This is a genomic window from Verrucomicrobiia bacterium, assembly GCA_019634625.1.
Lineage (GTDB): Bacteria > Verrucomicrobiota > Verrucomicrobiia > Limisphaerales > CAIMTB01 > CAIMTB01.
Genome location: JAHCBA010000028.1, coordinates 20,865 through 45,025, shown reverse-complemented (window position 1 = coordinate 45,025; position 24,161 = coordinate 20,865). Strand labels below are relative to the sequence as shown.

Annotated in this window: 22 protein-coding genes and 1 tRNA gene; 14 read left to right on the top strand and 9 right to left on the bottom strand. The window is 67.6% G+C overall.

All coding sequences use genetic code 11. The features are described 5' to 3' along the window. From KF833_16180 to KF833_16165, 4 genes are all read right to left on the bottom strand, one after another. Positions 1–876, bottom strand: coding sequence for a hypothetical protein (locus KF833_16180; protein ID MBX3746848.1), 876 nt, complete (start codon positions 874–876; stop codon positions 1–3). A gap of 407 nt (positions 877–1,283) precedes the next feature. Then, positions 1,284–2,681, bottom strand: coding sequence for a nickel pincer cofactor biosynthesis protein LarC (gene larC / locus KF833_16175; protein MBX3746847.1), 1,398 nt, complete (start codon positions 2,679–2,681; stop codon positions 1,284–1,286). A gap of 38 nt (positions 2,682–2,719) precedes the next feature. Further along, positions 2,720–3,493, bottom strand: coding sequence for a nickel pincer cofactor biosynthesis protein LarB (larB, locus tag KF833_16170; protein MBX3746846.1), 774 nt, complete (start codon positions 3,491–3,493; stop codon positions 2,720–2,722). 59 nt (positions 3,494–3,552) lie between these two features. After that, complete coding sequence (locus KF833_16165; GenBank protein MBX3746845.1) at positions 3,553–6,678, bottom strand: HEAT repeat domain-containing protein; 3,126 nt, start codon at positions 6,676–6,678, stop codon at positions 3,553–3,555. A gap of 606 nt (positions 6,679–7,284) precedes the next feature. Here KF833_16165 and KF833_16160 point away from each other — a divergent pair. From KF833_16160 to KF833_16130, 7 genes are all read left to right on the top strand, one after another. Next, positions 7,285–8,583 (top strand): UDP-glucose/GDP-mannose dehydrogenase family protein, encoded by a 1,299-nt coding sequence (locus KF833_16160; protein ID MBX3746844.1) that lies wholly within the window; start codon positions 7,285–7,287, stop codon positions 8,581–8,583. Positions 8,584–8,652: 69 nt separating this feature from the next. Continuing rightward, positions 8,653–9,870 (top strand): glycosyltransferase family 4 protein, encoded by a 1,218-nt coding sequence (locus KF833_16155; GenBank protein MBX3746843.1) that lies wholly within the window; start codon positions 8,653–8,655, stop codon positions 9,868–9,870. Next, positions 9,867–10,895 (top strand): tyrosine recombinase XerC, encoded by a 1,029-nt coding sequence (locus tag KF833_16150; protein ID MBX3746842.1) that lies wholly within the window; start codon positions 9,867–9,869, stop codon positions 10,893–10,895. Before KF833_16155 ends, KF833_16150 begins: the two co-directional genes overlap by 4 nt. A 157-nt stretch (positions 10,896–11,052) precedes the next feature. Next, positions 11,053–11,445, top strand: a complete 393-nt coding sequence (locus tag KF833_16145; protein ID MBX3746841.1) for an RNA-binding protein — start codon at positions 11,053–11,055, stop codon at positions 11,443–11,445. Positions 11,446–12,167: 722 nt separating this feature from the next. Then, positions 12,168–12,356, top strand: coding sequence for a hypothetical protein (locus KF833_16140; protein ID MBX3746840.1), 189 nt, complete (start codon positions 12,168–12,170; stop codon positions 12,354–12,356). A gap of 42 nt (positions 12,357–12,398) precedes the next feature. Continuing rightward, positions 12,399–12,728: a thioredoxin gene (gene trxA, locus KF833_16135; protein ID MBX3746839.1), complete on the top strand. Its 330-nt coding sequence runs from the start codon at positions 12,399–12,401 to the stop codon at positions 12,726–12,728. Positions 12,729–12,791: 63 nt separating this feature from the next. Then, positions 12,792–13,796 carry a type II secretion system F family protein gene (locus KF833_16130; protein MBX3746838.1) on the top strand — a complete coding sequence of 335 codons (1,005 nt, stop codon included), beginning with the start codon at positions 12,792–12,794 and terminating at the stop codon, positions 13,794–13,796. Here KF833_16130 and KF833_16125 read toward each other — a convergent pair. Continuing rightward, positions 13,793–15,223 carry an HD domain-containing protein gene (locus tag KF833_16125; GenBank protein ID MBX3746837.1) on the bottom strand — a complete coding sequence of 477 codons (1,431 nt, stop codon included), beginning with the start codon at positions 15,221–15,223 and terminating at the stop codon, positions 13,793–13,795. The genes KF833_16130 and KF833_16125 overlap by 4 nt on opposite strands. A 137-nt stretch (positions 15,224–15,360) precedes the next feature. On the opposite strand from KF833_16125, the gene KF833_16120 reads away from it, so the two are divergent. After that, positions 15,361–15,669, top strand: a complete 309-nt coding sequence (locus KF833_16120) for a hypothetical protein (protein MBX3746836.1) — start codon at positions 15,361–15,363, stop codon at positions 15,667–15,669. Between the two features lie 95 nt (positions 15,670–15,764). Here the strand turns inward: KF833_16120 and KF833_16115 are convergent, their stop codons facing one another. Continuing rightward, entirely contained in the window at positions 15,765–16,172 is a 408-nt protein-coding gene (locus KF833_16115; protein MBX3746835.1) for a hypothetical protein, read from the bottom strand. Between the two features lie 183 nt (positions 16,173–16,355). Here KF833_16115 and KF833_16110 point away from each other — a divergent pair. The 6 genes from KF833_16110 to KF833_16085 all read left to right on the top strand — a co-directional run bounded on the left by KF833_16110 (position 16,356) and on the right by KF833_16085 (position 20,818). After that, positions 16,356–16,431, top strand: a tRNA-Ala gene (locus KF833_16110). Positions 16,432–16,964: 533 nt separating this feature from the next. Beyond that, the gene (locus tag KF833_16105) at positions 16,965–17,408 is read left to right on the top strand and encodes a SocA family protein (protein MBX3746834.1); all 444 of its coding nucleotides are present in this window, start codon (positions 16,965–16,967) and stop codon (positions 17,406–17,408) included. A 3-nt stretch (positions 17,409–17,411) separates the two neighbouring features. Beyond that, the gene (locus KF833_16100; protein MBX3746833.1) at positions 17,412–17,822 is read left to right on the top strand and encodes a hypothetical protein; all 411 of its coding nucleotides are present in this window, start codon (positions 17,412–17,414) and stop codon (positions 17,820–17,822) included. Positions 17,823–17,987: 165 nt separating this feature from the next. Next, positions 17,988–18,869, top strand: a complete 882-nt coding sequence (locus KF833_16095) for a UbiA family prenyltransferase (GenBank protein ID MBX3746832.1) — start codon at positions 17,988–17,990, stop codon at positions 18,867–18,869. A gap of 213 nt (positions 18,870–19,082) precedes the next feature. Then, the gene (locus KF833_16090) at positions 19,083–20,048 is read left to right on the top strand and encodes a hypothetical protein (protein MBX3746831.1); all 966 of its coding nucleotides are present in this window, start codon (positions 19,083–19,085) and stop codon (positions 20,046–20,048) included. A 53-nt stretch (positions 20,049–20,101) separates the two neighbouring features. After that, positions 20,102–20,818: a hypothetical protein gene (locus KF833_16085; protein MBX3746830.1), complete on the top strand. Its 717-nt coding sequence runs from the start codon at positions 20,102–20,104 to the stop codon at positions 20,816–20,818. Here KF833_16085 and KF833_16080 read toward each other — a convergent pair. The 3 genes from KF833_16080 to KF833_16070 form a co-directional block, all read right to left on the bottom strand. Further along, positions 20,775–21,794, bottom strand: a complete 1,020-nt coding sequence (locus tag KF833_16080) for a SurA N-terminal domain-containing protein (protein MBX3746829.1) — start codon at positions 21,792–21,794, stop codon at positions 20,775–20,777. The genes KF833_16085 and KF833_16080 overlap by 44 nt on opposite strands. A 303-nt stretch (positions 21,795–22,097) precedes the next feature. Then, positions 22,098–23,099 (bottom strand): ATP-binding cassette domain-containing protein, encoded by a 1,002-nt coding sequence (locus tag KF833_16075; GenBank protein MBX3746828.1) that lies wholly within the window; start codon positions 23,097–23,099, stop codon positions 22,098–22,100. After that, the gene (locus KF833_16070; GenBank protein MBX3746827.1) at positions 23,096–24,130 is read right to left on the bottom strand and encodes an ABC transporter ATP-binding protein; all 1,035 of its coding nucleotides are present in this window, start codon (positions 24,128–24,130) and stop codon (positions 23,096–23,098) included. Before KF833_16070 ends, KF833_16075 begins: the two co-directional genes overlap by 4 nt. Between the last annotated feature and the right edge of the window lie 31 nt (positions 24,131–24,161).

The window sequence follows — 24,161 nt, the reverse complement described above, 5'->3', positions numbered from 1 at the left end:
TCAGCCGTCCAGCGTGGTGCGGAGGAATCTGCGCCAGGCGGGTTCGGTGGTGTCATGGGTGGCGAGCAGGGCAAGGATCAGGCGGTCATCGATGCCGCCGATCTCGACAGCCCAGCGGGAGCGTTGGCAGCAGGCGCACTGGTCCATCCAGAGCCAGGCGGAGCCGATGAGGTGGGGCAGAAGTTCGAGTCCGGAGGCACCGCCAAAGAGGCGGAGGCGCCAGGGCAGTTTGCGGCTGGCGTGCGGAGACGGCGGGAGGGGGGAAGCGGGGCGCGGTTCGGCGACGATCCGTTCGGGGATCCAGGCCGTCCCGCAGATCAGCGGTTCGCTGTAGAGCATGGTGCGCAGCGGTTGGGCGTGGGAAACCGCGGCTGCGAGGAGGTCGAGAGTCTGGACGAGGGACAGGCGGCGGATGCGGGGCGAGCGGGCAGCCCAGCGGGATTGGAGCCAGGGGATGCGCTGATGGACACAGGCGTGACGTTCTGCGGCACGGGCATGGTTTGGCGGGAACCACGGACGCGTTCGATCCGGGGGCAACTGGTGACGTTCGATGAAGGCCAGGAGGCGGTCGCTGCCCGGGCCGGGCGGGACGATGATCCGATGAAATACGGCGCCGGGCGTGTTCTGGACGGCGAGGAGGTGTCTGACTCCGGTGGCGTCGATTTCACGGAGCGCCCACAGGCGTGCGAACTCGGCGAGGTTCGGGGCATAGGGCCAGGTGCGGGACGCCGGCAGGACCGGCCAGTCGGTATGGTCGAAGCGCGGTGCGTCGCCGCACCAGCCCAGCGTGGCGCCTGAAACATGGGTGACAAACGTGAGGTCTCCCAGGGCGGCGAGGAGGTCGAACCAGGCGGAGGGCCCGGCATGGAGGGCCACTCGAATGGATCCATCGGGATCCAGGTTCCGGCATTCAGGGGCAACGGCGTCGGTCCAGGCGGCCAGTGAGGCCGGGTCCGGGTCTTCGTGGCACGGTGATGAGGGAAGGTGCCGGAGCGCGGAGGGAGCGGGTGCAGACAGCGACATGACACCGCCACCGTACGGGGTGGTCTGGCGGAGGGCTTTCGGTGGATTGACGCATTGTTGCGTCATCCTGTCCGCGCGAGGAGACCGAATCGTGTGGGCCATCATCAGGAGGGCTGGTCGGTGGTCCCGGGCCGAAGGAACAGGAATTCGTTCAGGCGTCCCCCCAAGGTGGACGACGCCTGTGGAAATGGCCGTAAACTTCGTGCATATGCACGAAGTTTACGGCCATTTGAGGGTGTGAACGGGAGATGGCAGGGGGGTCAGGGCCGGTCCGGGGGGGTGGCCTGGCGGGCGGCGTCGTACACCGCCTGGATGGGGACGCCCGCCTGTTCGGCGCGTTCGCGGCAGGATTCGAATTCGGGAGAGGCCTGGATGCGGCGGGATCCGAGGCGGCCGAGTTTGACCGAGACGGGTCCGAAGGGCGTGGGGACGGTGATGACTTCGCGGGCGAGTTTGCGTCGCGTGGCCTCGGTGCGGCGGACGCCGAAGGCGGTGGTCTCGGTCAGGAGGAGTTCGGTCAGGCGTTCGGCCAGGGCGGGGGGAGCGAGGAGGGTGAGGAGGGTGCCGGGCCGGTGCTTCTTCATCTGGACCGGGGTGTGGAAGACATCGAGGGCGCCAAGGGCGAAGGCACGTTCGGCGACGTGGCCAAGGATCTCGGGGCTGAGGTCGTCGAGGTTGGTTTCGAGGACCATCACCGTGTCGGTCTCCGCCTCCGAGCCGGCCGGAGTGGCGGGTGCGGCGGTTGTGGCGGTTCCGAGGACAGCACGGACGAGGTTGGGACGGGATTGAAGGGTGCGGGTGCCGAGGCCGTAGCCGACCCGGGACGGGACGAATCCGGCGAGCGGGCCGAAGGCGGTGACGAATTCGGCAAGGAGGGCGGCGCCGGTGGGGGTGACGAGTTCGTGAGGTTCCTCGCACTGGGTTACGGCGACCCCGCGGGCGGCGAAAATTTCGAGGGTGGCGGGGACGGGAATGGGCATGCGGCCATGGGCGCACCGGACCCAGCCCGTGCCGTCCACGACGGGTCCGGAGAAGACTTCGGGACGACCGAGATAGTCGAGGGCAATGGCGGCGCCGACGAAGTCGATGATGGAGTCCACGGCGCCGACTTCGTGGAACTGCACCTGGTCTGGGGGTTCGCCGTGGATCTTGCCTTCGGCCACGGCGAGGCGATGGAAGGCGCCGAGGGACCGCTGCTTGACCCAGTCGCCGAGGGGACTGGCGGTGATGAGGTCCCGGATTCCGGCGAAACGGCGGCCGTGGACGTGAGGCGGTGCCGGGTTGGAAGAGTCGAGAGGGTGGGCGTGCCCTTGACCATGGGGATGAGCGTGGGCCCTATCGTGCGAATGGGCATGATCCACGGCCGGCTCGTGGCCGTGGTGATGCGGATGTCCGTGCCCGTGCTCGTGCTCGTGCTCGTGCTCGTGCTCGTGCTCGTGCTCGTGCTCGTGCTCGTGCTCGTGCTCGAGGTGGACATCGAATTTGACGCCCTGGATGCCGGAGCGGGAGGCACGGTGGATGTGGAGGTGGTAGCCGGAGAGGTTGAGTTTGCGAAGTTCGGCTTCGAGATGTGGGAAAGGCACGCCGAGATCGAGCAGGGCACCGAGGAGCATGTCGCCGCTGAGGCCGCTGGGGATGTCGAGGTAGAGCGAGGGCATGGATGGAAGGCGGGGGTTGGGAACGGGGCGATGTGGAATCAGGCGGGGTTGTGGCCGGCTTCGGCGACCAGGGCGTTGATGCGGCTGGCGGCGCAGGCGGCGCCGAAGCCGTTGTCGATGTTCACCACGGTGAGGCCGCTGGCACAGGAATTGAGGGCGGTGAGGAGGGCGGCGAGGCCGCCGAACTGGGCGCCGTAGCCGACGCTGGTGGGGACGGCGATGAGGGGGCGCCGCACCAATCCCCCGAGGACGCTGGGCAGGGCGCCCTCCATGCCGGCGACGGTGATGATGACCTGGGCGGACTGGATGGCCTCCAGGCGGGCGAAGAGACGATGGATGCCGGCGACGCCGACATCGTAGATGCGTTCGACACGGTTTCCCATGACCTCGGCGGTGACGGCGGCCTCCTCGGCGACGGGCAGGTCGCTGGTCCCGGCGGCGACGACGGCGATGTGGCCGGGGCGGCGGGGAAGGGGGGGCTGTTCGACGGTGACGCAGCGGGCGACGGGATGATGGACGGCCTTGGGAAAGGCGCGCCGGAGCTGGGTGGCCTGGGCCGGAGTGACGCGCGTGGCGAGGAGTTGCCCGTCGGCGCGAAGGATCTTGCGGGCGATGGCCACCATCTGGGGAGCGGTCTTGCCGGCGCCGAAGATGACCTCGGGGAAGCCCTGTCGGAGCGTGCGATGGGTGTCCACGCTGGCGAAGGGAAGCGTCTCGACGGGCGGGGCGGCGAAGGCACGGAGGGCTTCGTCCACGGAGGTGTGCCCTGCCTTCACGGCCACGAGCAGGGCCCTGGCTTGGTCCGATGTCACGGCAGGCGAGGCTCCAGGGTCACCGCCTGCCGGTCACGCGGAAACGTGTGGGGGTGGGTTCAACGTCCGATCAGGGCGTCGCGTTTTTCCGGGGTAAGGGGGCCTTCCTCCGGCGGGGCGAGGATGTACCAGACCATGTCCCGGAAATCGGCGTCGGACATCTGTTCGAGACCTTCGGGCATGACCGAGGTTTCGAGGGTGCGCTGGCTGACGATGTCGGCGCGGGCAACGATTTCCTCCTTTGGGCCCTGGAGGAGAAGGCGCACACGGACGTCGGTGTCTTCCACGAGGCGGCCTGAGATGACGCGGTCGTCGCGGGTTTCGACTTCGACCTGTTCGTAGCCGGCGCCGATGACCTGGTTGGGATCGATGATGTTCCAGAGGAGGGCATCGAGGGAGGCACGGCCGACCCCGGTGAGATCGGGTCCGATGTCGGCGCCTTCGCCGAGGAACTGGTGGCAGACAAGGCAGGCCTGGCGGGTGATCTCCCGGCCGGCGGCGAGGTCGGGAATGCCTTCGAGGACGACGGCACGCTTTTCGGCGACGAGCCTGGCCTTGTCGGCGGGGCTTTCGCGAAAGCGACCGATGGCGGCCTGGGCTTCGCGGCGGACTGCCGGGTCGCGGTTCTGGAGGAGGGCGCGGAGGGTGGGGGCGCCGAAGTCGCTGGCGGAAATGGCGCCGGTACGGACCCGGGCGAGGAGGGGCATGGCCCAGCGTGGCCGGGTGGCGAAGGCGGCGGCGGCGGCGCGTTGCGCGGCCGGGGAGAGGCGGGGCCAGCGATCGAGGAGCTGATCAGCGATGGCGTCCCCGCCGAGTTCGCCAAGGGCGGCGACGGCCTCGATCTGGACGACCTCCGGGGCGGGCGAGGCGAGGAGATCCAGAAGGGCGTTGCGGGTGATGTCGGAACGGTCGAAGCGCGCCGTGCGAATGGCCTGCACGCGCGCGTCGGGAGTGGCGGAGGCATCGGCGAGGGTGGCGCGGACGGCGCGCAGGGCGTCGTTGTCGCCCCAGCGGGCTCCGAGACGTTGTCCGAGCGCGGCCACCCGGGCGTCGGAATGGCGGATCAGACTGGCGATCAGAGGGGTGACCGGGCGGGTTGGCAGGAGGGCGCGGGCCTGTTGTCCCTGGAGGAGCCCTTCGAGGGCGGCGATGGCGAAGGGGACGCTCGATGGGAGGATCTGCTCGATGAAGGCGACGGCGAGGTCGATGGACGAGGGGTCGCCGAGGTCGCAGAGGCGCCGCATGGCCTTTGAGGCGAGGGCGTCGGTGAGGGGGCGATGCCGGGGGCCGTGCTCGGCGAGCCAGGCGAGGGCGAGAGAGGGATGTTCCGCCAGGCGGGGTTCGCCGGCGTGCCAGATCATGAAGGGCAGGACGGGATCCCGGCCGTCGGCTGACGCGGCGACGAGGGCGGCAAGGATCGGCCCGACATCGACATCCGGCGTGGCGGGCGGGCGGTTGACGGTGAGCTGGCCGGAGGTGAACTGGCGGCAGGCGACGGCGACGGCGAGGCGGACGGCGGGGTCGGGATCGGCGGCCAGGCGGGTGAGGGCCGCGAGGTGACGAGGGGAGGCGAGTTGACGCTCGCCGATGTATCGGGCTGCCCAGGTGCGGACGGCGGGTTCGGAGTCCCCAATGGCGGCGGCGAGGAGATCCTCGGCGAGGGTGTCGGAAGCCGACAGGGTCCAGAAGGCGGCGAGCCGGGTGTCGAGGCGGCGGGCGGCGGGAACGGAGCCACCGGTGCGGAACAGGGTGTGCAGCGGGGGCAGCATGGCAGGATCGCGACGGTCGTCGAGGAGACGCTGGGCCGTGCGGCGGTGCCAGACATTGGGGTGTTCGAGGAGGCGGACGAGTTCTGCGGTGGAGAGGCGGCCGAGGTCCATGTCGCGTTGGGGCCGGGAGGGGACGGGTCTGCCCTTCTCGTTGCCGGTGTACACGACGCGCCAGATGCGGCCGTGTTCGCGATCCACGCCATCGGGGTCGGCGTTGGCGTTCTGGTAGCACGGGTAGCGGTCGTACCAGTCCATGATCCACACGGCGCCGTCGGGGCCGACCTGAACGCTGACCGGCATGAACCAGCCGTCGTTGGCGCGAACGAGATCGCGCCAGGCCGAGGCGATGGCGCTGGAGCCATTGGGGCGGAGGACGTCCTGGTGGACCGAGTGGTCGTGGATGTTGCCCTGGAGGATGGAGCCGAGGTTTTCGTCCGGATACTGGTCGCCCTGATACACCTGCACACCGGCGTAGGCCGCCATGTGGTGGCGGTGATCGTTGATCGAGGGGAGGCGCTGGTAGGCGAAGGGATGGGGTTCGCTGCCGGCCTGGCGGTCGTAGATGCCTCCGGGGGCGAGGTGGAAGAGGTGTTCGATGACGCAGGCACTGACGTAGGCATTGCCATAGCGGTCGAAATCGACGCCCCACGGATTGCTGGTGCCTTCGGCGAAGACCTCGAAGCGCTGCCGGCGAGGATCGAACCGGGCGAGTCCGGCGGTGAGGAGGACGGGTTCGGACTGAGGATCGGCGGGGTCCACCACCTCCGACCGGGTGAAGACGCCGTGGGTCATATAGAGCTGGCCGTCGGGGCCCCAGGCGAAGCCATTCAGGAGTTCGTGGCGATCCTGCAGGCCGAAGCCGGCCAACTGGACGGTGGACTTGTCCGCGCGGTCATCGCCAGTGGTGTCCTGCATGAAGAGGAGATGCGGCGCCACCCCGACGTAGGCGCCGCCGTTGCCGAGGAGGATGCCCGTGGCGAGATTGAGGCCGTCGGCCCAGACATGGACCTTGTCGGCACGACCGTCGCCGTCGGTGTCCTCGAGGATCTTGATGCGGTCGCGCGGGCGCTGCCCCTCCTTGGCGCCCATGGGATATTCGTACAGCTCGACGACCCAGAGGCGGCCGCGTTCGTCCCAGGTCATGGCGACTGGATTGACGACCTCAGGTTCGCTGGCGAAGAGGCGGACTTCGAAGCCTTCGGGGGTGGTGAAGCGGGCTTGGGCGGCTTCGGGGGAGAGGGCTGGGGTGGAGGCGGGGGCATGCTGTCCGCCGACCTGACGTCCCGGGGGCATGTTGGTGTAGATCGGGAAGCCGAGGTCCTTGCGGGGCGGACGATAATCGGCGGCCCCGACCGATAGGAGCGAGGAGGTCGCCATCGCAAGGCCGACCCAACTGGCGAACGAACAACGGGACATGGGTGCAATGCTTTCGCGGGAGGGGTGTTCGGGTACAACTGAAAACGCGGATCCGATGAATTATACAGCCAGGCGCAGTGTTATTGACCGGCCATCCAACAAAGGGCAGGAGACATACAGTTGACATAATAATAAGTCAGACCCGCTATTGTTGACCGCAGTCCAATAGCAAACCTGACATATTCTTGTTGACTCTGCGCTTCCTGCCCTCCAGCTGAATTCCGGCCGGAGCGCTCCATCAGGTTGCGGCGGATGAGCTTGTCGCCGGTCAGTTCGGCCGAGTGCCGGGTGGCGGCGGGAGCAGTGCATCCCCAAGTTGTCGGTAACGAGCCAGCGAACCGGAGGGACGAGCTCTGCGAGTCCACAACCCAACGCTCCACACCGTTGCGGCCTCGTGGAACTCGGCCCTCCGAAGCGCCGCTTGGCGGAGTTCGCACCTCTACCGACAACTCCGGGATGCACTGCGGCGGGAGCGGCGGTCATCGGGATCATGGACTGAGGCGGAGCGCGAAGGTTGGGGGGGCGTGGCTTTGGGGCCTTCGGGCCTTGGAACCCTCCTGTGTGGGCTGTCCACCCGGGAGCCTGGACTGGTAGGGTGGCTGGACGATGAATGTCTCGGTGTTCGGGCTGGGCTATGTGGGAGCGGTGACGGCGGGCTGCCTGGTGGCCCGCGGGCACCGGGTGGTGGGGGTGGATGTGGCGGCGGGGAAGGTGGAGGAACTGGGGCAGGGGCGACCGCCGATCATTGAGCCGGGACTGGAGGAGCACTTGGCGGCGGGGCTGAAGGCGGGACGACTGAGTGCGACCACCGACGCGCGGGCGGCGGTGCTGGCGACGGAGGTGTCGCTGGTGTGTGTGGGGACGCCGTCGCGGGCGGGGGGTGGATTGGATCTGCGGTTCGTCCGGCAGGTGACGGGGGAGATTGGGGACGCGGTGAGGGCGAAGGGAGGAGAGCACGCGCTGGTGTTTCGCAGCACGATGCTGCCGGGGAGCACCCGGGCTTTGGTGGAAGAGGGACTGGAAGGGCTGGTCCAGGAGGGCGGACTGGAGGTGGTGTACTACCCCGAGTTTCTGCGCGAAGGGTCGGCGGTGGCGGATTTCGAGCGACCGTCCCTGACGGTGCTGGGAACCCGGGACGGGGCGCCGTTGCGGGGGGCATGGAAGGGGTTGGTGGGGGAGGCAGGGCGGGTGGTGGGCTGGGAGACGGCGGAACTGGTGAAGTACGCATGCAACGCCTTTCACGCGACGAAGGTGGCGTTTGCCAACGAGATTGGCCGGCTGGGCAAGGGGCTTGGGGTGGATGCGCGGGCGGTGATGGAACTGTTGTGCGAGGACACGCGGTTGAACCTGTCGCCGTACTATCTGCGTCCCGGGAATCCGTTCGGGGGGTCGTGTCTGCCGAAGGATGTGCGGGCCCTGGTGCAACAAGCGCGCCAGTCGGGGGTAGGCGTTCCGGTGCTGGAGAGCCTGCTGCCGAGCAACGAGCGGCACCTGCAGAGCCTGCTGGAGTTGGTGGAAGCGTCGGGGCACCGGGAGGTGGTGGTGCTGGGTCTGTCGTTCAAGTCGCAGACTGACGACCTGCGCGAGAGCGCCATGGTGGAGGTGGCGCAGCATTGTCTGGGGCGGGGGTACACGGTGCGGATTTACGATCCGCAGTTGAACCTGGCGGCGCTGGTGGGGGCGAACAAGCGGGCCATCGACACGCGGATGCCGCACCTGGCGCAACTGCTGCGTGCGGATCTGGGGGAGGCGCTGGGGCGGAGCGGGCTGATCCTGGCGGCGCAGCGGGTGGCCGGGATCGAGGAACTGGCGGCCCGGGTGACGACGGAGCACACGATTCTGGACATCAACGGCTGGGCCGAACTGGAGCCGTTGGCGGGGCGGTATGTGGGGTTCTGCTGGTGAGGCCATGCGGGGATTGCGCCGGTGCATCCCGGCTTGGTTCCGGGGGCGGCATCGGCGTCAATCGGGCCGGTGAATGCCAAGGCAACACAGCAACGGCGACCGGCGGTGCTGATCCTGGTCGAGAATCTGCCGGTGCCGCTGGACCGGCGGGTTTGGCAGGAGTCGTGCGCGTTGCGGGACGCGGGGTACGAGGTGGCGGTGATTTGTCCGAAGATGCGGGGGTACACGGCCTCGTATGAATGTCTGGAGGGGATTCACATTTACCGGCACTGGATCAGCGAGGAGGCCGGGGGATGGTGGGGGTTTTTCCGGGAGTATGCGTCGGCGTTGGCGGGCGAGATGTGGCTGGCTTGGAAGGTGTGGCGGCGGCACCGGTTCCGAATCCTGCATTTGTGCAATCCGCCGGACCTGCTGTTTCTGGTGGCGCTGCCGTACCGGTGGCTGGCGGGGGTGCGGGTGGTGTACGACGTGCATGACGTGTGGCCGGAGTTCTTCGAGGCGAAGTTCGGACGGCGCGGGCCGTTCTACTGGGCGGTGCGGGTGGCGGAGCGGTTGACCTATGCGTGTGCGGACGTGGTGCTGGCCACCAACCGGTCGGTGCGGGAGGTGGCCCTGGAGCGGGGGCGAAAGCTGCCGTGGGAGGTGTTTGTGGTGCGGACCGCGCCGAAGATCGCGACCGGGGAGGTGTCACCGGATGACGGGTTGCGGAAAGGCAGGCGATACCTGGTGGGTTATGTCGGGGTGATGGGGAACGCGGACGGGGTGATTCATCTCATCGAGGCGGCGCGGCACATCGTCCGGGAGCGGGGTCGCCGGGACGTGCAATTCCTGCTGATGGGGACGGGACCGGAGTGGGAGCGATTGGTGAAGGAGCGGGAGGCGTGGGGGTTGGGGGAGTACGTGGATCTGCCGGGGCGGGTGAGCAATGCGGAGTTGTTTGCGGCGTTGCAGACGATCGATCTGGGAGTCGCCTGCGATCCGCCGAATCCGTACAACGACCATTGCACGATGAACAAGACGCTCGAGTACATGGCGTTTGGGAAGCCCCAGGTGATGTTCGACGTGACGGAAGGACGTTACTCCGCCGGGGAATCGGCCCGGTACGTGGAGGGGTTGTCGGCCGAGGGGCTGGGAGATGCCATCCTCGCCTTGCTGGACGATCCGGAGGCACGGGAACGGATGGGGGCCCTTGGGCGGGAGCGGGTGCGGAGGGAACTCAACTGGGAGCGGTCGGTGGAGGAGCTGCTGCGGGCGTACCGGGTGGCGATGGAGACGGGAGGGGGATGAACGCGGGGAGTTCAGCCAGCCCGGCCGGGGGGACGTCGGGGGATGGCGGGGAGGATCTGCGGGTGGCGGAGTTTCTCGAGGCGTTGGCCGGGGAGCGGGCGGCTTCGGAATACACCCTGCGGAACTACGGGCAGGCGTTGCGGGAATTCCGGGGGTGGTACCGGGGGATGCGCGGGGCGGAGCCGGACTGGGCGACGCTCCCGAGGGAGGAGTTCCGGTTCTATCTGCGCCATTTGGGGCGGCAGGGATTGAGTGCCGCGGCGGTGCGGTTGCGGTTCGCGGCCTTGCGGACGTTCTACCGGCACCTGGTGCGGCGAGGCCGGGTGGCGACGGTGCCGCTCAAGGATCTTGCGTTGCCGCGGGCGCCGAAGCGATTGGTGCGGTTCCTGTCGGTGGACCAGATGCGGGCGTTGCTGGAGGCTCCGGGCCGGGTTGAAGGCGGGAGGGAGGAAGGGGGCGGGGTGGGGCGTCCGGTGGACGACACGGTGCCGGCACGGGACACGGCGATCATTGAAGTGATCTACTCCTGCGGGCTGCGGATCGGGGAGTTGTGCGGGTTGCGGATGGAGGATCTGGATGTTCGTGAGGGATTGCTGCGGGTGCGGGGCAAGGGGAAGAAGGAGCGGGTGGTGCCGGTCGGGGGCCATGCGGTGCGGGCGGTGGAGGCCTACTGGGGGCGGATGGGGCGGGTTCCGGAGGGACGGGAGCCGATGTTTCAGCGCGGGCGGGGCGATGGACGGGCGGTGCCGGCGCGGACGTTGCAGCATCGGTTGAAGGGCCACTTGCTGGCGGCGGGGCTGGATCCGGGTCTGACCCCGCACAAGCTGCGCCACAGTTTCGCGACGCACCTGCTGGATGCGGGGGCGGATTTGAGGTCGGTGCAGGAGATGCTGGGCCACGCGCAGTTGGCGACGACGCAGGTGTACACGCATGTCACCACGGAGCGGTTGCGGCGGTCGTACGATGCGGCGCATCCGCGGGCGCGGGGGGAGGCGGGGAAGCGGGATGAGGACGGGGGAGGTTGACGACGGGCGGGGTGGGTGCGACGGTCGCGCCGTCGATCCAAGAACAAACGGTGATGGTGTCGGATGACAGCGGGTCGGTTGAGTCTTCTCGGCGAACCTTCGTGATGCTGCGTGTGCAGGTCCCCTCCACTGAGTTCCTGGGCTGGACACTCCTAACATGAATGCAGCGAGGTTGTTTGTTGGGAACCTGTCGTACACGACGGGCGAGAATGATCTGTTCGACCATTTCACGCAGGCCGGAATGGTGCGGGCCGTGGACGTGGTGATGGACAAGTTCACGGGTCGTTCGCGCGGGTTCGCCTTTGTCGAGATGGGGAGTGCCGAGGAGGCCGAGAAGGCGGTGGAGCTTCTGCATGACCAGGAACTTCAGGGGCGCAATCTGACCGTCAATGTGGCGCGTCCGAAGGAGGAGCGTCCGCCGCGGGAGGGAGGGGGCGGAGGGGGCTATGGCCGGCGCGGCGGTGGGGGAGGGGGCGGTCGTGGGGGACGGCGTGGCGGCGGGGGCGGGGGCAACGACTGGGAGGACCGCGGATCGTACAACCGTCGTTGAGGGGAAGCGGGCGACGGGCTTCACGGCCCCCTCGTCCCCGGCTCGGTCGGCCGGGTTTGGCGAGGGGGCACTCGGGCAGGGCCTGCCGTCTTAAGAGCCTGCTGGGGGATGGGGATGGCCGGCTGAAGGCGGGACACCGGGCAGGGCCAACCGGGGGGACAGCGAATTCGTAACGGGTCTGGAAGCGCCTTCGTTGCCTGGAAGTCGCCGGTTGTTTCCGAGGCGGATCAGCCATCGCGGGACCGGCCGTACATCCCGGAGTTGTGGGTTGAGGCGCGAACAACGCGAAGCGTCGCTTCGGAGGGCCGAGTTCCACGAGGCCGCAACGGTGTGGAGCGTTGGGTGGAGGACGGTGGAGGACTCGCGGAGCTCGTCCCTCCGATTCGCCGCCTCCACTCCCACAACTCCGGGATGCACCGCGGGGCCGGACTGGACGGCCAAAAAGTTTGACACTCTTCTGACCGGCTACCTAGCTTCGCGAACGTTCTATGTCGGAAAACTCCCCCAGCACACCCCCGGTGCCCCCGAATCCCGGTGAGGCCGCAAAAGTGCAGCCCAAGAAGGAGACCGTCCGGATTGCGCTCCCTCCGAAGCCGACGGCGGCTCCGACGGTGCGCCTTCCGTCGCCACCGCCTGGAGGCGCTCCAGCGGCCGGGGTTCCTGGGGCGGCCAAAGCAGCCCCTGCGGCTGGGGCAGCGCCGGCGCCGGCTGCGCCCAAGCCGATGGCCTCGGCTCCGGTGGCTTCGGGAGCGGCGGCTCCCGCGCCGATGGGGCGGCCGATGATGGCGCCGATTTCGTCTGGTGGCGGGATCAGCGGGTTGGACAAGGGATTGGCGGTGGCGGCCGCGGTTCTGGGGCTGGCCTTCCTGGTGCATGTGGTGCTGATCGCGCTGGGGATTCAGATCGATTGAAAGGCCATCCAGGTCGCGTCCGAGGCGGTTATTCTAAGAATCATGGCATCGAACCTCATTAAAAACGTCACCGAGGCGACCTTCAACGCGGAGGTGCTCCAATCGGCGACGCCTGTGCTGGTGGATTTCTGGGCGGAATGGTGCGGCCCCTGCAAGATGATCGCCCCGGTGCTCGAGGAGTTGGCCACGGAACTGGACGGCCAGCTCAAGGTCGCCAAAGTCGATGTCGATGCGGAGGCGGGTCTGGCCACGCAATACGGCATCACGGCGATTCCCACGCTGCTGGTGTTCAAAGGGGGTCAGATTGTGGACCAGATGCGGGGTGCCAAGGGCAAGCGCGCCATCCGCGACACGGTCGAGCCGTACCTCTAGGCATCCGGCCTGGGGCTGGGGCCCGTGGGGGGCGCCTGTTTGGGGAGCACCTGTCCAAAGGTCATGGCCTTCCTGGTGACACCGGCCCAACTCTCGGCGCGGGCCGACGTATTCCATCAGCTTGCGAGCTCGATCGGCGCGGGTCTGCCGCTGATCCGGACCCTGCGGATGCTGGCAGGCAGCCCTCCGGCGTGGGGGCTGGCGCGACCCTTGACGCGGGTGGGGGATCGACTGGAGGAGGGGGCCACGTTCGGGGAGGCACTTCGATCCCTGGGCCGATGGGCCCCGGACTTCGACATCGCGCTGCTGGAGGCGGGGGAGCAGAGCGGACGGTTGGATGCCACATGCCGGGTGTTGTCGAAGGCGTACCGCGAGCGGGCGGCGCTGTCCCGCAAACTCATCCTGGGGTTGGCGTACCCGGTGCTGGTTTTTCACGTTGCGTTTCTGATCCTGCCGATCGGGGATTTGGTGACGTTGTTCCACGGCGGGAGTGTGGGCGGGTTCCTGCTGGGGAAGGCGCTCTTCTTTCTGCCCTTTTACGTCGCAACGGCCTTTCTCGTGTATGCGTCGCAGGGGACCCATGGGCGGGCCTGGCGGTCGGGACTGGAAGCCGTGGCGGGGCTGATTCCGGGTCTGGGGCGGGCGCGGCGGGCGCTGGTGCTGGCGCGGTTGAGCATGGCGTTGGATGCGCTGCTGAATTCAGGGATGACGGCGACGCGGGCGTGGCCGATGGCGGCGGCGGCCAGCGGTTCGCCCGCGTTGGAGCGGGAGGTGCAGGCGTGGCTGCCGCGGTTGGGGGAGGGGGAATCCGCGGGGGACATCCTCCCGGAGCGCTCCTTTTTTCCGCAGCATTTCTCGGCGATCTACGCCGGAGGCGAGATGTCGGGACGAACGGATGAGGCGCTGGCCCGCCTGACCGAGCATTACCAGGACGAAGGGCTGCGCTGGATGACCCTTGCCAGTGGCACGCTGACCGGCGTGGTGTATGGCGCCGTGCTGTTGATCGTCGCCTGGCAGATCGTGTCGTTCTGGATGGGTTTCTACGGCGGAATTCTGGGCGGCGGTTAGCCCCTTTCCTCAGAGGTGGTTTCCGCGGCGCGAGCGGCGGCAGCCGGGGGGAAATCGGGATGTCCGGCCAGCCAGGCATGGGCTCCGTTGAGGTCATGGAAGCGCCCGTCGAGCTGGGCTTCGAAGGCGGCATGGGTCCATCGTCCGATCTCCTTTCCTGGGGACAGGCCGAGGGCAAGGAGGTGGCGTCCGAGGAGCAGGGGTTGCGGGGCGGAGCGAGCCAGATCGAGTCGATTGGCGATGCGCCGGATGGCCTCGACGGCGGACGGGGTCTGACGTGGGCGCGGGGGGCGTCCGAAAGCGTCGGCGGTCATCACCAGGCAGAGGTGCTCTACCGTCTCGGGGGCGAGGCGGCGGGCCAGGCGGCGGACGGCACGTTCGCCGGGTTCCTGGAAATGGGCCATGTGCTGAAGGACGAGCGGGACGACGCGTTCGGCAATGGCCCGCGGTATGCGGAGCCGTTCAAGGAACGCGGCGGCGAGCCGGGCGCTGTCGTTCTCATGGCCGGGAGAAACGATTCGGGAACGTCCATCGCGCAGGACGGTATGGGTGCAGGTGGCCTTGCCGAAGTCGTGGGTCAGGACGGCGAGGGAGACGACGATGCGGGTGGGTTCGTCGGCATCGCGCCAGGCCGGGAGATCGGGGAGGGCGTCGAGGGCGTGGCAGGTGTGTTGGAAGACGTCGCCTTCCGGGTGCCATTCGGGTTCCTGGGGCACGCCTCGGAGGGCATCGAGTTCGGGAAAATGGGAGAGCCAGCCGGCGGCCTCGATCCAGCGAAGGCCGGCGGAAGGGACCGTGCTCGATGCGGCCCATTTGAACCATTCGTCGCGGACGCGTTCGAAGGCGAGTTCATGAAAGGTGCCGACCAGTTCGCGGCAGCAGGCCAGGGTTTCGGGCGCGCCGGTCAGGTGAAAGCGCCCGGCGAGCTGCATGCCGCGGAGGACGCGCAGGGGATCATCGCGGAACGCTTCGCCGATGTGGCGCAGGATCCGGCGCTCGATATCATCGCGACCGCCGAAGAAGTCGAGGACCTCACCGGACCTGGGGTCCCACATGAGGGCGTTGAGGGTGAAGTCACGTCGGGCGGCTGCCTCGGGCGGGGTGATGTGGGGATCGAGGTGGATGTCGAAGCCGCGGTGGCCGGGGCCGACTTTGGAATCGCGGCGGGGGATGCTGAAGTCGTGGACGGCATTGCCGAGGGAGAGCTTGATGACACCGAAGGAGCGGCCGACGAAATCGGTACGGCCCCAGGGGCGGAGGGCCTCGGCGAGGGCCTCGTAGGAGGCGCCAAAGACCTCGACATCGAAGTCCTTCAGGGGGCGTCCCAGGATGGCATCCCGGACACAGCCACCGACGAGGTAGGCACGCCGCAGGACGGGAAGTTCGCGGAGCAGACGCGCCAGATCAGCGGGAAGCGGGAGGATCATCCCGGCACGGGGGTGTTGGGTGCGGGATGGCGTCCATGAGCTGTCCTTCCTTTCGATGGCTGCCAGCGGGAGAGGCGCGGGGTGACGGACTGCATTTCTGGTTTTGCTTTGCTGGGCGGGCTTTCTAACTTCGCGGCGTGACGGCCGAGACGTTCAAAGGGGAGATCGCGGAGGCCATGCGTGCCTTTGACAGGTATGTGGTCTGCCTGGAGAAGCCACCGGACGACATGGAGGCGGCGTTGCGATCGCTGGTGGACAAGGCGATCAAGGCATTTCAGAGCCGGGGGCCGGGCTTGCGGCATGGCATTGCCTTGGACCGGCAGGTCACCGTGATCCTGAGCCAGACGGACACGGAGCGGCCGCTGTGCGGGATCTACTTCAACCTGTCGAGTCCGTATCATCGTCAGCGATCCTCCAAGGTATCGAAGACGCGGGAGGAAGTTTAGGGGTTGGCGGGCGGTCGTGGTATGCCTGGGGGCGGTGGCGGGCGGCAGGCCCGGGGCAGCGAGCCAGGCAGCGAGCCCTTCCGGGGGACCTGGGTTCATTGCATCCGAACCTCATCGTCCACCTGAATGAACCCTTCGAGGATGTCGGCCGTGACAAATCCGCTGCGTTCCGGGGGGCCCGAGAGGCGTAGTTCGCCGACCTTCTGGTCGTTTCGATAGACACTGAGGATGGCACCTTCGGCGGGGAGTCCTCCCAGCGTGTAGTCGAGAACGACGAACCGGAGATCGGCGCGGACGGCGTGGACGCGACCACTGGGAGGCATGAGCACAGGGGCCAGGGGTCCTGTGTCGGAGCGGCCTGCGGACGAAGGGAAGGCGGGTGTGGCCAAACCTCCGCCCTTGGTGCCGGCGGGAATGGGGCGGGCATCCGGGGAACGATCGGGGGATCGGCAGCCGGGTCCGAGCGCCAGAATCAGGGCGGACACGACGAGGGTGCGACGCATGGTCGGGCGAGTAAAGGGTTGAGGTGCCCAGCCTGTCAACGCGGGGGGAGAGCTTCCCGGCGGGAGGGTGCGAACATCGGCTCCACGCCCTGGGCGCACCACGAATCGAGGGAACGGCAGGCACAGGATACGCTTTGACAGGAAGGGTGCGGACCCCCTAGCGTTTTCCCCGGCCGAGCGCATGGGGTCGTAGCTCAGTTGGTAGAGCACCACAATGGCATTGTGGGGGTCAGGGGTTCGAGTCCCCTCGGCTCCACCATCGCGCTCCGGCAGAAAACCCCGAAATCCGAGTGATTCCGGGGTTTTTTGCGGCCCGGGCAGCGGTTGCGCCCGCCGCTTGCCCGTGCCGTCCAGGGTCATCCCGTAAGTTTATCGGACGGCTGTCCCGGGACGCCGTCCACCTCGATGCCGGCATCGTCACGGGGGACGCGGCGGCCTCCACGGTGCGGCGACGCAGAGGAATGTCCGCCTTCGCCACCCCTGCGCCTCGCACCTCATGGCCCAGTGGCAGGACGCCGGGCGCGTGGCTTCGGAGTTGGGGAATTCGGCTGGGGTGCTGCTGAGGCAGTCCCGGGAGCTTGTGCGGAAGCAAGACGCGGAACGATTCTGGCACCTGGCGCCGAAGCGCAGATCTTGTCGTTGGGCAATTCCACCCATCGGCAGAGCAAGCAGGGTTGGATGTTGACGTCATATGAATCACAAGCGCAAGTTGCACTTGACATGGCACACCCGTCTCTAGCAGTCGCAAACCGACTCCTCCGGATTGCGGAGGAGCACGGGAAGGAGCTTACCTTGATGAAGCTCCTCAAGCTCATGTACTTCGCACATGGTTGGCACCTTGCGATCACAGACGCACCGCTCGTCAATGAACGCCCGGAAGCCTGGAAGTTCGGACCTGTCTTTCCAGAAGTGTATCATGCCTTCAAGCGATACGGTCGCGATCCGATCAAGCGCCCGGTCGAGCGTGTGGTCCTCAGCGGTTCGGGTGGAAAGTACCGGATCGTTTCATCATCACCGGATATTCCCGACGACGATTTTGCCGTCGCTCTGTTAGAGCAGATCTGGAGCATTTACGGCAGGTTCACCGCAGGCGAACTGTCTGCCTTGACCCACCAGGATGGCACGCCTTGGAAGCACGCCTGGGTAGAACTGAAGGGGCAGGACATTTCTGGAACCGACATACCGCAGGAAGAAATCAGAAACTTCTTCAAGGCGAAATTGCCGGCCCATGTCTGACCCATGCCAAAGGAAAGCGGCACCGATCCGAAACGACTGCTGCGGGAAATTCACGAGCCTGATCCCGATCAGGCCCTTGCAAGCCGGTTTGGCCCGAGAGAAGAGGAGGCCCTGAAAGAGCGATTGAGTTTGGATGAACGGGCCGCTCAACTGACAGAATTCAATGAGCTGATCGAGCTTCGCAGGGTGTATGCCGACAAGATCTTCCGACTTGCGAAATGGTGGGTGATCGCCCTCTACGTCGTGCTGATCCTGAACGGTGCACTTGGCGAGGGGCGAATGCTCTCGGCAGGGGGTCTGGAGTTCGAGTTACGTTTCCTCCTTTCCGATGCGGTCCTGCTCGCATTGATTGCCGGAACCGCGGTTGCCGGACTTGCTGGCATCATTGCCAACCACCTGTTCCCGAGACGCTGAGCCATTCTTTTTGAAGCCATTCGTGGGACAGTTCCTGGCGGCGATGGCGCTGTGGTTCGAGCGTCCAGGTGGGTGGGGAACCGGATCACGGGGGTCAGGTCGGGGAGATCGCGGGAGTACTTCGGCGTGGACGTCGGGGGGTGGGGACGGGTTTGATCCGCGGCGATGTCGTCCGCCGTTTCCCTGCGATGGGGTGCGTGGCGCCCGTGGCTGGTGCTCGGGCGGGTTTCCAACCTGCCGACGGTATGGTCGAATTGTCTGGCGGCGTGGATGTTGGGAGGGGGTGGGGCGGGGCATCGTCTAGGGGTGCTGATGATGGGCGCGAGCGCGGTGTATGTGGCGGGGATGCTGCTCAACGACGCGTTCGATGTGGCGCATGACCGGGAGCATCGTCGGGAAAGGCCGATTCCTTCGGGACAGGTGAGGGCGGGCTGGGTGTGGGCCGCCGGAGTGCTGCTTCTGCTGGGGGGCGGGGCGCTGCTGGCGAGTCTGGGCGGGGCGACGCTGCACCTGGGATTTCTTCTGGCGGTCTCGGTGGTGATCTACAACGCGGTTCACAAGCTGGTGCCTTTTTCGACCCTGCTGATGGCCCTTTGCCGGTTCCTGCTGTTCCTGGTGGCGGGATCCGCGACGGCGAACGGGGTGACGGGTGAGATCGTGTGGAGCGGCCTGGCGCTGGGAGGTTACGTGGTGGGGCTCAGCACGATTGCGCGGACGGAAGGCAAAGGGGGACTGGAACGTTGGTGGCCGCTGGGGGGATTGCTGCTGCCACTGGCGCTGGCGGCATTGACGAATCCGCCCTCGGTGTGGGGTCGGGCGGAGGTGGCGGCGCCGGTGGCGATATGGGCGGTGTGGACGGCGCGATCGCTGCTGCTGCTCCGGCGTCCGACCCCCGATGGCGCGCGGGGGGCGGTGTCGGGTCTGCTGGCGGGGATCGTGTTGGTGGACATGATGGCGGTCCTGCCGGGGGCGCTTCCCTGGGGGGCGGTTTTCCTGGGACTGTTCGGAGCGGCGCTGGTGTTGCAGCGGTGGGCACCGGCGACGTGAGGGGTGGGACTCGGGAATGGCGAATGGCGAATGGCGAACCGGGTGACGGGAATTCCGCCCGGTTTTGGGCGAACCCAATGTGCTCTGATGATGGCCAAGGCGGGGGCTGGATCGGGGAAGGCGTTGTTCGGAGCCGAAAAAATATCGGCTTGGCCTGTTGGGCCGGGGTTTCGGTAGGGTTTCCCCAGCATGTCGGACACGAATCCCCCGCGGATGAAGAAGCTGCCTTTCTGGGGCGCGGATGCGCTGCTGCTGGTGGCGGCCGGAACGTTGGTGGCGTTGGGAGGCAGGCCGCTGGGTCTGGGGGAGATGGTGGCGGTGGTGGTGTGTGTGGCGTTGGGGGCATGGTTTGGGGTGCTGCCGTACCTGAGGGAGTATGCGGCGGAACTGCAATTGACGGAGACGGCCCGGCTGGATCGCACCGCGGCCCGGTTGTCGCAGCTCGAAGGGATTTCGGAGCGAATTGCCGGGGCCACCAGCCAGTGGCAGGTGGTGCAGGACCATGCACGGCGGACGGTTGAAGCGTCGCAGGGGGTGGTGGACCGGATCAGCCGGGAGGCGGAGTCCCTGGCGAGCACGGTATCGCGCACGGCCGAGTCGGAGAAACAGACCCTCAAGTTGGAGGTGGAGAAGCTGCGGCGGGGCGAAGGGGAATGGCTGCAGGCGGTGGGGCGGGTGATGGACCATGTGTTTGCGCTGCATGCGGCGGCGGTGCGGTCGGGCCAGACCTCGGTGGTCCAGCAACTGGACCGGTTCCATGGGGCCTGCCGGGAGGCGTTACGGCGGGTCGGGTTTGTCACGGTGGTGGCGACGCCGGATGAGTTGTTCGATCCGCGCCGGCACCAGGTGGCGGACGGGCCGCGGCCGGAGGAGGGGGTGAGGGTGGACGAGACGGTGGCGCCTGGGTTCCAGTATCAGGGGCAGTTGTTGCGCCCGGTGATCGTTCGGGTGCTGGAGCCGGGCGGGAGAGCGGCGGACGCGGAAGCGCCGCCACCGGAGGAAACGTTGGGGCAGGAGGATGCCGAAGAGGGGGATGAGGCGGCGCCGGAGGAGGCTCCTGCGGACGTCGCGATGGCGGGAGAAGAGGCGGCGGGTGGCGGGGCGACACCGGAGGGAGCGGCGATGACGGACGCGCCGGACCAGGAGGAGGACGACCGGGCGACGCTGGGTGCGTCGTGATGGAGCGGTTTGGGCAGGGAACGCGTTGAGCGGGCGGTCAGGGAGAATGCGATATGGCGAAGATCATTGCGGAGATGCCGGTGGAGAAGGTGACGGCGGAGGCGGCGGACGTGAAGACGCTGCTGCTCCGGTGGCCGGACGGGTACGACATCGAGTTCAAGACGGGGCAGTTCGTGACGTTGTTCTGGCCCGATACGCCGCAATACAAGCGGGCGTATTCGCTCTCATCGTGCGCGCTCGACCGAGGGTATTTCGAGGTGACCGTGAAGCGGGAGGGGAAGATGGGGACGCGGATTGTGGACTGGGTGCGGGAGGGGCATCGGATGGGGGTGCTGCCGCCGGCGGGAAGGTTTCTGCCGGTGTTCGAGCCGGACCGGCATTTGATCTGCATTGCGGGCGGGTCCGGGGTGACGCCGTTCCGGGGGTTTGTGCGGGAGGCGACGCGGCGCCAGCTCCCGACGCGGATTACGATTCTCTACAGTGTGCGCCGGCCGGTGGACATCATCTTTCGGGAGGAGTTCGAGGCCCTGGCGCGGGAGAACCCGCATTTCGAGTTTCATGTCACGTGTACCCGGGCGACGGCGGACGACGGATGGGCGGGACACCACGGGCGGGTGACGGGGCATTGGGTGCGGCAGCACCTTGGGGACCCGGCGCGGACGACCTTTTATGCGTGCGGCCCGAACGCGCTGGTGGAGTTTGCCGAGCGACTGGTCCTGGAGGATCTCATGATCCCAAAGGAGCAGTTGCGGGTTGAGAAGTGGGGATGATCCAGAAGTAGCGGACGAAGGCTTTTTTGCGGAGCCGATCCAGCCACTGCTGGGCGAGGCGATCGCGTTCGGTGTCGATGAGGGTGCGCTCGATTTCGGCACGGACTTCGGTGATGGGGCGGATGTGGGCTGTGCGGACCTCTTCGACGAACATGATGTAGACCGCCTCGGGTTTCTCGATGAGGTCGCTGCGGCGTCCGGCGGGAAGTTGAAAGGCGAGTTCGGCGAGGTCCTCGCGGAGGACGTTGCGATCGACCCAGCCCCAGAGACCCCCTTCGCGCGCCTGGGAACCGTCGGAATAGACGGCGGCCATCTCGCTGAACTCCGCTCCTTCATCGAGTTTGGCGAGGATTTCCCGGCCGAGGACCACGGCATCGACGGGGTTGCGGGTCCGGTCGAGGACGATCATGCGGAGTCGGACCTGGTCGAGGACGCGGAACCGTTCCTCGTTGTCGCGGTAGTACCGTTCGATCCGGCCGGGGGAGATGAGGATGTCGCGGGGAACATGGCGGTTGCGCATGACCGCTTCGATGAACTGCTCGCGGATTTCGCGGCGGAAGCCTTCGAAGGTCAGGCCCTGTTCCTGGAGCGACCGGGTGAGGGTGGCACGGTCGGTGTAGATCTGTTTGATCTCCGCCTGGACCCGGTCCTCGATGATGGACTCGGGGATGTTGAGCATGAGGTTTTCGGCTTCCTGGAGGATGAGGCGTCGCTCGACCAGGCGGTCCAGGCTTTCGCGAAGGGCGGTATCGACCCTTTGGCGGAAGAGGAGGGGTTGCGCGGCGAACTGGTCGCGATAGGCCTGAATGGCCCGGAAGGCGGTCCGTTCGACCTGCTCCCGGGTGATCACGGAACTGCCCACCAGGGCGGCGATGCCGTTGACCGTCTCCATGCCCTGGGCCCGCGCGGCAGGGGCGGCGAGCAGGCAGAGCGAGGCCGTCGCGCCAACCAGAATCTGGATCGGGAAGAGCTTCATGCGCTGGGCGCATGGTCGGAACCACGGGGGGCGGGGGTCAAGCGCCGGTGTGACGGGCGGGTTTCACCCGGTGCATCCCGGAGTTGTGGGGAGAGGTGCGAATTTCGCGAAGCGTCGTTTCGGAGGGCCGAGTTCCACGAGGCCGCAGCGGTGTGGAGCGTTGGATTGAGGACTCGCGGAGCTCGTCCCTCCGAAGGGTGAAGCGTGGTGGTGGAATCGGAGGGCCGAGCTCTGGGAGGCCGCAGCGGTGTGGAGCATTGAGTTGAGGACTCGCGGAGCTCGTCCCTCCGATTCGTTGCCTCCTCACCCACAACTCCGGGATGCAAGGGGTTCTGGGGCAGTCGGGAGGAGGTGGCAGGCGGCGAGATGTCCCGGGCGATGCTCGCGGAGGGCGGGCAACTCGGTGCGGCAACGGTCTTCAGCGAGCGGGCAGCGGGGATGGAACGGGCAGCCGGAGGGGGGGTGGATGGGGGAGGGAAGGTCGCCGTTCAGGAGGATGCGGCGCCGTTTGCGGTCGGGATCGACCACGGGAACGGCGGAGAGCAGGGCCTGGGTGTAGGGATGGAGGGGATGGGCGCACAGGGCGCGGGCGGGAGCGGTCTCGACGACGCGGCCGAGGTACATCACGAGGATGCGCCGGCTGATGTGTTCGACCACTGCGAGGTCATGGGCGATGAAGAGGTAGGCGAGGCGGCGTTGCTGCTGGAGGTCCTGCAGGAGGTTGACGATCTGGGCCTGGATCGAGACGTCGAGGGCGCTCACCGGTTCGTCACAGACGAGCAGGCGGGGTTCCACGGCCAGGGAGCGCGCGATGCCGACGCGCTGGCGTTGGCCGCCGCTGAGTTCATGCGGGTAACGCCGGGCATGAGTGGCATCGAGTCCGACGTCGGCGAGGAGACGTTCGATCCGGGACCGGCGTTCCCTGGGATGGCGGGCGAGACCATGGATGTCGAGGGCCTCACCGACGATGGCCTCGATGGAGAGGCGGGGATTCAGGGATCCGTAGGGATCCTGGAAGATCATCTGAAGGTGGCGGCGGTGTTCCCGCAGGGCGCGGCCGGTGAGGCGGGTGATGTCCCCGCCTTCGAAATGGATGGAACCTCCGGAGACGGGAAGCAGCCGGGCGACGGCGCGGGCGAGCGTGGACTTGCCGCATCCGCTTTCCCCGACCAGTCCGACCGTTTCCCCGTCGTCGATGGCGAAGCTGACGTCGTTGACGGCGTGAACCCACCCGACCGGCCGGCGCCACAGCCCGCGGCGCAGGGGGAAGCGGACGGAAAGGTGGCGGGCGTCGAGGAGGCTCATGAAGGCATGGTCCGGGTGGAAGTCGGCGCGAGCACGCCGGGCGCATGGGGGCAACGGACGAGGCGCGATTGCGAATCCGTCGGGACCCGCGGGGAGAGCATGGGATCGTGGCTGGCGCAGTCGTCCTGACGGACAGGGCAACGGGGATGGAAGCGGCAGCCGGTTGGCCACGCGCCAGGGGGTGGAACGATGCCGGGAATGGTGCGGAGACGTTCCACCGGGGCGCCCGAGGCGGGCACGGAATCCATGAGGGCCTGCGTGTAGGGATGGGCGGGGGATTGCAGGACCGCGCGGGTGGGACCGGTCTCGACGATCTGACCGGCGTACATCACGGCGATGTGATCGGCGAGATCGCCGACGATGCCGAGGTTGTGGGTGATGAGGAGGATGCTCATGCCGAGTTCGCCCTGGAGTTCCCGAAGCAGGTCGATGATCTGGGCCTGGAGGGTGACGTCGAGCGCGGTGGTCGGTTCGTCGGCGATCAGGAGTTTTGGGCGGGGCGCGATCGCCAGGGCCAGCATCACGCGCTGCTGCATGCCGCCGGACAACTCGTGTGGAAAACTGCGCATCCGCTCCCCGGCCGCGGGAATGCCCACCCGTCGCAGAAGACGCAGCACTTCCTCCTCCCCGGCCGCTTCGGGACGGTGGATCCGGAGGCATTCCCGGATCTGAGTACCGATGCGTTGCACCGGATTGAGCGAGGCGCCGGCATCCTGGAAGACATAACTCACCACGCCGCCGCGGACCGTCCGGAGTTCGGACCGGGACATGGCAAGCACGTTGCGACCTTCGATCAGGATCTCGCCGGAGGCGATTTCGGCGGGGGGCGACGGGAGGAGGCGGGCGATGGACAGCGCGGTCAGGCTCTTGCCACATCCGCTCTCGCCGACCAACCCCAGGGTTTCCCCGCGACGGAGGGAGAGGCAGACGTCCTCGACGACACGAACCGTGCGGGACCGCTCCAGGCGGAAGCCGATGCTGAGGCCGCGGATTTCGAGAAGGTTGGGGACTGGCGACGGTTCGCCCGGCATGGCGGGCGCGAGGATCGGCGGGGCGGGGGTG